General features: G+C 39.0%; 7 protein-coding genes. 5 read left to right on the top strand and 2 right to left on the bottom strand.

Translation table 11 applies throughout. The annotated features are described in order from the left end of the window. The 3 genes from Q0L68_RS12840 to Q0L68_RS12830 form a co-directional block, all read left to right on the top strand. Positions 1-1,593, top strand: a 1,593-nt coding sequence (locus Q0L68_RS12840) for a GMC family oxidoreductase (RefSeq protein ID WP_296703773.1), incomplete at its 5' end; no start/stop codon positions are given. Between the two features lie 25 nt (positions 1,594-1,618). Continuing rightward, positions 1,619-2,482 (top strand): sugar phosphate isomerase/epimerase, encoded by an 864-nt coding sequence (locus Q0L68_RS12835; RefSeq protein WP_296703771.1) that lies wholly within the window; start codon positions 1,619-1,621, stop codon positions 2,480-2,482. A gap of 41 nt (positions 2,483-2,523) precedes the next feature. Beyond that, complete coding sequence (locus Q0L68_RS12830) at positions 2,524-3,939, top strand: sulfatase (RefSeq protein ID WP_296703768.1); 1,416 nt, start codon at positions 2,524-2,526, stop codon at positions 3,937-3,939. A 1-nt stretch (position 3,940) separates the two neighbouring features. Here Q0L68_RS12830 and Q0L68_RS12825 read toward each other — a convergent pair whose 3' ends face one another. Both Q0L68_RS12825 and Q0L68_RS12820 read right to left on the bottom strand, forming a co-directional pair. Beyond that, the gene (locus Q0L68_RS12825; RefSeq protein ID WP_296703765.1) at positions 3,941-4,624 is read right to left on the bottom strand and encodes a response regulator transcription factor; all 684 of its coding nucleotides are present in this window, start codon (positions 4,622-4,624) and stop codon (positions 3,941-3,943) included. Next, the gene (locus Q0L68_RS12820) at positions 4,621-6,144 is read right to left on the bottom strand and encodes a HAMP domain-containing sensor histidine kinase (RefSeq protein ID WP_296703763.1); all 1,524 of its coding nucleotides are present in this window, start codon (positions 6,142-6,144) and stop codon (positions 4,621-4,623) included. Before Q0L68_RS12820 ends, Q0L68_RS12825 begins: the two co-directional genes overlap by 4 nt. Before the next feature lie 112 nt (positions 6,145-6,256). Here Q0L68_RS12820 and Q0L68_RS12815 point away from each other — a divergent pair, with 112 nt between their 5' ends. Beyond that, the gene (locus Q0L68_RS12815) at positions 6,257-7,090 is read left to right on the top strand and encodes a GLPGLI family protein (protein ID WP_296703760.1); all 834 of its coding nucleotides are present in this window, start codon (positions 6,257-6,259) and stop codon (positions 7,088-7,090) included. A gap of 32 nt (positions 7,091-7,122) precedes the next feature. Beyond that, a partial coding sequence (locus Q0L68_RS12810) for a carboxypeptidase-like regulatory domain-containing protein (RefSeq protein WP_296703757.1) occupies positions 7,123-8,128 on the top strand: 1,006 nt, incomplete at its 3' end.

Genomic DNA, 8,128 nt, shown 5'->3' with positions numbered 1-8,128 from the left:
ACCCTAGTCCTCGAAAGAGGAAGAATGGTCAAACACATAGAAGATTATCCTACAGCCTCAAAGGCTCCATGGGAATTTGAATTCAGAGGGGCTGTTCCTCTTGAAAAACGATCCGGTTTGGGAGGAGGAAGATGGCTAAGAGAGGAGACCGCTCACTGGGCTTTGGCAGATGATGAGCAACCAATTATTCAAGAAAAACCCTTTCGATGGTTTCGTGGATACCATGTAGGAGGGAAGTCTTTGCTTTGGGCACGTGCGACCCAGCGATGGTCTGATTATGACTTTGAAGGCCCAGCGAGAGATGGATTTGCCACTGACTGGCCAATCAGAGCAAAAGACCTGAATCCTTGGTACGATTATGTGGAAAAATTTGCGGGAATCGCTGGTGGCAAAGATGGATTGCCAGAACTACCTGATTCGATTGTGATGCCTGGATTTGAATTGAGTTGTATAGAAAATTATTATAAAGAACAGCTTCAAAACAATTATGGAGATCGGCATTTGATTCAAGGTCGATGTGCACACTTGACAGATCCGCAGGAAATCCATAAACAACAAGGAAGAAATAAATGTCAGCATCAAGCCATGTGTAATCGTGGCTGTGTATATGGTGGATACTTTTCTGCCAACGCTTCTACTTTGCCCTGGGCAGAGAAAACCGGGAATCTAACCGTAAGACCTGATGCAGTGGTAGAATCCATTATTTATGATGATGCCAAGGGAAAAGCCACTGGAGTCAGAATCATCGATAGACACAGTAAAGAGCCAATTGAGTTCTATGCCAAAATCATTTTTGTCAATGCCTCTACCATTGCTTCCAATGCGATTTTATTGAACTCTAAGTCCTCAACTTTCTCAGAAGGGATAGGAAATGAGAATGGTTTGTTAGGTAAGTTTTTGGCTTGTCATAATTACAGAGGCAAAGGATATGCAACCTTTGAAGGGTTTTTGGATAAAGCCAATCAAGGTAGAAATCCAGGACATGCTTATGTACCAAGATTCAGAAACGTTTTTAAGCAAGACACTGATTTCTTGAGAGGTTATTCTATCGGGATGTCTGGTGGCAGAGGTCTTCGTTCAGATACAAGCATGATCGGGGATGAACTCAGAGATAATTTGCTCAATCAAAAATATAATGATGTATGGGGAATGTCAGCTTGGATGCAGGGAGAAACAGTACCTGTGGAGGACAATCATATGAGATTGAGCCCTGACAAAGTAGATAAATATGGAATTCCACAAATCATTTTATCAGTAGAATGGAAAGAGAATGATGATAAAATGGTTGCTGATTTTGTGGCACAGCAAACAGAAATGTATGAGCGAGCAGGATTTAAAAATATCAATGTGGAAGATTCTCATTCTGCCCCAGGATCTGATATTCATGAAATGGGCGGAGTCAGAATGGGTAAAGACCCAAAAGATTCTCTTCTAAATGAATGGAATCAATTGCATCATTGTAAAAATGTATTTGTAACTGATGGCGCTTGTATGACCAGCACCAGTACTCAAAACCCAACTTTAACTTTCATGGCGTTGACAGCGAGAGCAGCGAATCATGCAGTAGAAGAACTGAATAAATTGAATCTTTAGAATCTGAATTAAAGTTTTGTTACGAATGAAAACCAAATCTATTTTACTACTTCTTTTATTAATCGGACCATTGATCTTTTTTGAAGCAAATGCTCAGGAAAAGGGGGATCCATTGATGCAAGTTCCACTTGGGGTACAATCCTACTCCTTTCGAAATCATTGGGCAAATGGAGTGGAAGCTACGCTTGATATAATCCAAAAGATGGGATTCAAAGAATTGGAAGGAGGAGCACCAAGGGGTGTTTCAACTGAGGAATTTATTAAACTTTGCGAAGCGAGAGGAATTAGTATTCCATCTACAGGGACTGGATTTGAGCAGTTGGAAGAAAACCCACAAGCAGTAGCTGATCGAGTGAAGGCCCTTGGAGCAAAATATGTGATGTGTGCCTGGATTCCTCATAATGGAGATTTCACTAAAGCCAATGCGGATCGGGCCATCAAAGCTTTTAACGAGGGAGGAAAAGTACTCAAGGAAAATGGAATTGTTTTCAAATACCATGTTCACGGCTATGAGTTCCAACCCTATGGAAATGGAACTTTGATGGATTACATCATTGAGAATACCGATCCGGAATATGTGTCTTTCCAAATGGATGTCATGTGGACGCACTTTGGAGGCGGTGATCCAGTGGCATTGTTGAAGAAGTATGGAGACCGTTGGGTTTCCTTGCATTTGAAAGATTTTAGAAAAGGAGCTCCAAAGGATATGACCGGATTGACAGGGCCTGAGAATGATGTTCCATTAGGAAGAGGGGAATTGGATATTCCTGGGATTTTAAGAGAATCAAATAAAATCGGAATCAAACATATGTTTATTGAGGATGAAAGTGATAAAGAACTTGAACATTTACCGATCAGTATCGCCTATTTGAAGAGTCTTAAATATTAAAAACTATCTTTCCTTTTTATCAATAAGGTAATGAATTCACGATGAATAAAGCTTTTTTAGTTCTCTCTTTTTACTTCTTATTCAACATTTCTTTTGGGCAGGAATCCAAAGATTTCAATGTAGTGATTATCCACGTGGATGATTTGGGATGGGCGGACATTGAACCTTTGGGAAGTGATTTTTATGAAACCCCCAACATCAATCAACTTGCTTCTGAAGGAGTTTTATTCACGAATTCCTACGCAGCAGCAGCTATTTGCTCTCCCACAAGAGCAGCCATGCTTACCGGGAAATATCCTGCCCGATTAGGTATTACTGATTGGATCCGAGCAAAATTTCAGGGAGTTACTACTTCTGGGGAGCCTGGAGAATATGAAGTATTTGAAGATAAAACACTAAAAACTCCAAAAATTCAAGGATTCCTTCCACTAGAAGAAGTAACAATTGCAGAGCGGATGAAATCCTATGGCTATGCAACGATGCATGTGGGGAAATGGCACTTGGGAGAGGAAGGATACTATCCAACAGATCAAGGATTTGATGTGAATGTCGGAGGGAATGATCTAGGGCAACCACCGAGTTATTTTGATCCTTACTTGCCTGAAAAGCCAAGAAATTTTTATGAGATTACAACCTTAAAACCTCGTAAAAAAGGTGAGTTTCTAACAGATCGAGAGGGGGACGAAGTTGTAGATTTTATTAGGGGAAAAAAGGATGAAAAATTCTTTATTCATTGGGCTCCTTATGCAGTGCACACACCGATCATGGGGAAGGCAGAACTTGTGGAAAAATACAAGCAAAAAGAACCTGGGAACCAAAGAAATCCTACCTATGCTGCTTTGGTGGAAAGTGTAGATCAAAATGTAGGAAAAGTAATGCAAGAGTTGGATAAACTTGGATTGAGAGAAAATACCTTGGTTGTTTTCACCTCAGATAATGGAGGCTTGATAGGTAATTATGAAAATCCTATTACCAATAATTACCCACTAAAATCCCAGAAAGGTTATCCTTATGAGGGAGGAATCCGAATTCCAACTATTGTAAGCTGGCCAGGTGTCTTGCCAGAAGGAGTGATCAATGAAAACCCTATTATTACGATGGATTGGATTCCCACTATTTTGGATTTCATGGGAGAAAATACTGATCAGGAAGGGTTGGAAGGAGTTTCTTTGAAATCAATTTTAAAAAATCCAACAGAAACTTTAGAGAGAGATTTGTTTTGGCATTTCCCTCATTATCGATTGGATGATATTGTACCTTATGCGATTATCAGATCAGGAAACTATAAATTGATCCATTATTTTGATGGCAGTCAAGATGAGTTGTACAATTTGGATTTTGACATGGAGGAAAAAGTGAATGTGATTTCCACTCGGAAACCCATTGCAGACCAATTACAAGTTAAGTTAGAAAAATGGCTAAAAGATACTGGAGCTAGACTGCCAGTGGTAAAATAATTTAGCAGACTAATTTATAGCCATAGCCCCGGATATTCAAAATTTGAATCTCTGGATCATCTTGAAGTTTTTTGCGGAGTTTTGTGATAAAAACATCCATACTTCTGGCGTTGAAAAAATCATCTGCTCCCCAAATCTGAGTAAGAATCAAGCTTCGGTCCGTGATATCATTGCAGTTTTCGAGAAGGATTTTTAGTAATTGAGATTCCCTTGCTGTCAATGGAGATTCAACTTCTCCTAATTTTAAAATCTGACGGGTAGGATGAAATTCAAATTTCCCCAATTCCATCCAATCGCTTTGCTGATTTTTTAATTGTTTTCGGTCTAATTGTGCTTTGATCCTTACAATCAATTCTTCCATGCTAAAAGGCTTTCGGATATAATCATTACCACCATGTCCAAAACCATTGACTACATCCTCTGTCTGGCCTTTTGAAGTCAAAAAAATGATTGGGGTAAAGGGGTCTATTTTACGGATTTCTTCTGCCAAGGTGAACCCATCTTTCTTGGGCATCATGACATCGAGAACCAAAATTTCTGGCTTGTTAGCTTTATATTTTTCCCAGGCAGTTTCTCCATTTGAACAAAGAGTTACCTCAAAATCACGGCTCTCTAAACTTTCTTGAATGATCATTCCAAGGGAAATTTCGTCTTCAGCTAATAATACTTTTGTCTTCGAACTCATGGCCAAATGGTGGTAAATGAAGTGCTTTTTGGAGCTGTGTGTAGTTCTATGGCGCCTCCGTGTTTTTCTATGATTTTCTTGACATAATATAAACCGATTCCGAAACCTTTTACATCATGTACGTTTCCTTGAGGAATTCTGTAAAACTGTTCAAATATCCTTTCTTTTTGTCCTGAGGCTATTTTTCCTCCGTTATCCCAAATCTTTATTTTCGTCTGATTGCTCTGATCGAGGTTGATTTGAATATGATCCCCACCATATTTTATGGCGTTGTCGAGCAAATTTGAAAGTGCATTCTCGAAGTGAAAAGTGTCAACCAAGATTGGTTTGATTTGAGATGGAAGCTGTAATTCTATTTCCTTTTCAGGAGCTAAGGTTTGATATTTTTGGAGCAAGGAACGTAGAATTGGTTCGGGATCAATTTCTTCCATTCGCAGCATCAATTGCTCGGAATCCAACGTTGCGGTTTCCAAAAGCTTTTCAACCATCAAATTCAACTTATGCAATTGCATTTTGGAAATACCTAAGTAGCGCTTGTTCTTTTCAGGGTCATTCTTCGGGTTGAATTGTTCTATTCCTTCAATGGCAGAAAGCGTAGTTGCAATCGGAGTTTTGAATTCATGGGTAATGTTTGAAATTAAATCCTGCTTGATTTCAGCGACTTCTTTTTGATTTTTAATGGTTTGATAGAGATAATAAAAGGCATAAGAAATGATGCCCAAAAACAATAAGGAAGTGAGAATTTCGAATAGGCCACGCTTTAATACATTCAGTGCAGTATTTTCAAAGTAAAGTTCCAAAAATTGTCCTCGTGGAAGAAAAGTGGATTTTGTAACAGCTTTAAAAGGCATATCCAACAAAGCAGGATAGTTGAATGATCCAGCAATAGTATCCTTTTCATATTGAAGCAATCCATAATTGATGTTGATCCCTTTTCTATCTAAATCAGCTCGGAAAAGTTCATTGATTTTTTCAAAATCCAGAGAGTCCCTGGTAATAGAAATGATGATCGTATTGGTTAAAGCTTTCAGTCGGTGAATGCTGTCAGCAGATTCCAAGCCTCTGAAAATATTGATCCGATGTTTTTCATCCACCATCATATCATTAGCAGAATCAAAACTCAATTCGGAAAAGAAATCTATTTGATTTAGGCTATCTGAAGTAGACCAAGAAGCCTCTGGAGAATCAATCGCTTTCAATCCTCCCAGTGTTTTCATAACAATTTTGCTTTTCGCGATGCTCTGAAAAAAATTCTGTTTTACACTATCCTTTGTAGTAGAATCTGCATTTATCAGATCAAATTTACGAGGCTGACTTTCTGTAAGCGTAATCATATCTGTTTTTGCCAAATCAGCAAAGTAGGCCTCTAAGGCATTGTCCAGACTAACCTGAATATCTTTGGTCAGCTGGGTCTCGATCAGTTTAAATTGAGAGATGTTCCGATAGATCTGCACTCCGATAGTAACCATCAGTGTGAAGCCTATTAAAATACCTATACGCTTGAATTGCAGCTTTTTCACATTGCTAAATTAGGATCAAAGTTGAGGAAAAACTCTTGAGTTAACAGACGTTAACACTGCTTAACTCAGTTGTTAAGGTTGTTTTTATTGGTTTGTATCAAAGAAAACTCATATGAAAGCTAAAATATTACTTCTCGGATTTATCGTTTTAATGGGATTTGTCAGTTCGTCGAATGCCCAGGGATTAACAGGGATTGCCTATTACAAATCTTCTTCAAGTTTCAAATTTTCCATGGATAGTTCAAAAATGGCTCCAGAAGCTATGGCAGATATTCAAAGACAATTAAAAAAGCAAATGGAGAAAGAGTATGTGCTGACATTTAATCAAGGAGAATCAAATTGGAAGCAAGCAGAAAGCCTTGGGGGCGGTCCTGCTACAGCTTCTTCAGGTGGAGCAACCATCGTTATTAATTCAGGAAGTGGTGATTTGGTTTTGTATAAGAATTTGGCCGAGCAGAAATATCTGGAAGAAAAGGATTTGATGGGTAAAGAATTCTTGGTCAAAGACGACCTGAAAGTATTTGATTGGGAATTGACCGGAGAGACCAAAACAATTGGGAATTATACAGTCCAAAAAGCAACCTATTCTAAAATCGTGGATAGCAAAAGATTCTCCACTGGAATGGAAGAAATGGAAGTGGTAAAGGATACAGTTCAGATCGAGGCTTGGTATACGGACCAAATTCCTGTCAGTCATGGACCTTCTGAATATTGGGGGCTTCCAGGTTTGATTTTGGAATTACAAAATAATGGAACTACGATGATTTGCGAGAAAATTGTGCTTAATCCAACGGAGAAATTTGAATTGTTAGTTCCTAAAAAAGGAAAGGAAATGACTGCTGACGAATATAGAGCTCTTGCAGATGAGAAGATGCAGGAAATGATGAAAAAGTATCAAGGAAAGCCAGGGGGAGAACATCAAATGACCATTAAAATCGGGAATTAAAGAACCTTCAAATTCAAGAAAACTAAACCAACATGAAATTGATTTTTAGGGTTTTTACAGGAGTTTTCCTCTTGACTTTCCTTTCTTTTTCTTCTTATTCCCAGACTAAAAATCTGATTGGGCAGGTTCTGGATTCCTTGAATCAGCCAATTAGTTATGCTAACGTGGTTGCGGTAAATCAAACCACTCAAAAAATCGGTGCCTTTGCCATCACCAATGCAGATGGGAGGTTTAAGCTGGCTTTAACACCTGGTTCGGAATATTTACTTAGAATCTCTTTTGTGGGATATAAGAAATTTGAGAGAGTGTTGAGGGAATGGTCACCTGAAGAACCGATTCAGGTTATTTTATCCACTGATGAAACCATGCTAGATCAGGTGGAGGTCGTGACCGAACTCCCAGTGACTATGCAGGGAGACACTTTGACCTACAAAACAGATGCTTTCACCACAGGAACAGAGCGTAAGTTGAAAGATGTCTTAGAAAAGTTGCCTGGTTTTGAAGTTGATGAGGATGGAGGAGTGAAAGTTCAGGGGAAGAAAGTGGATAAGGTCATGGTCGATGGTAAGAATTTTTTTGACGGAGATACCAAATTGGCTACTAAAAACCTTCCTGCGAATGCGGTAGATCGGGTTCAGGTTTTGAAAAATTTCAATGAAGTGGCTCCAATTCGTGGATTGGATAATGACGAATCATTGGCTTTGAATATTCAGTTGAAAGATGGGAAAAAGCGGATGGTTTTCGGGGATTTGACTGCTGGAGGAGGACCTCAGGAAAGATATTTAGGACATGCTAATTCTTTTTACTATTCCCCCAAACTGAACCTGAATTTAATTGCCGATGCAAATAATGTCGGTGAACTCCCATTTACTCTTCAAGATTACTTTAGGTTCAGTGGAGGGATGTCTGGTTTGGGCAGTAGGACAGGGTCTTCAATTTCCCTTAGTGGAGAAGATATGGGAATTCCGATGGCTCAGCGTAATAATGCAGCCTCATTAAAAACAGCTTTGGGGGCTTTTAATTTGAACTATAATCCAA

The sequence above is a fragment of the Algoriphagus sp. genome, from assembly GCF_024642405.1.
GTDB lineage: Bacteria > Bacteroidota > Bacteroidia > Cytophagales > Cyclobacteriaceae > Algoriphagus.
The sequence above is the reverse complement of the archived record's forward strand: the minus strand, read 5'-3'. Positions and strand labels throughout refer to the sequence as shown.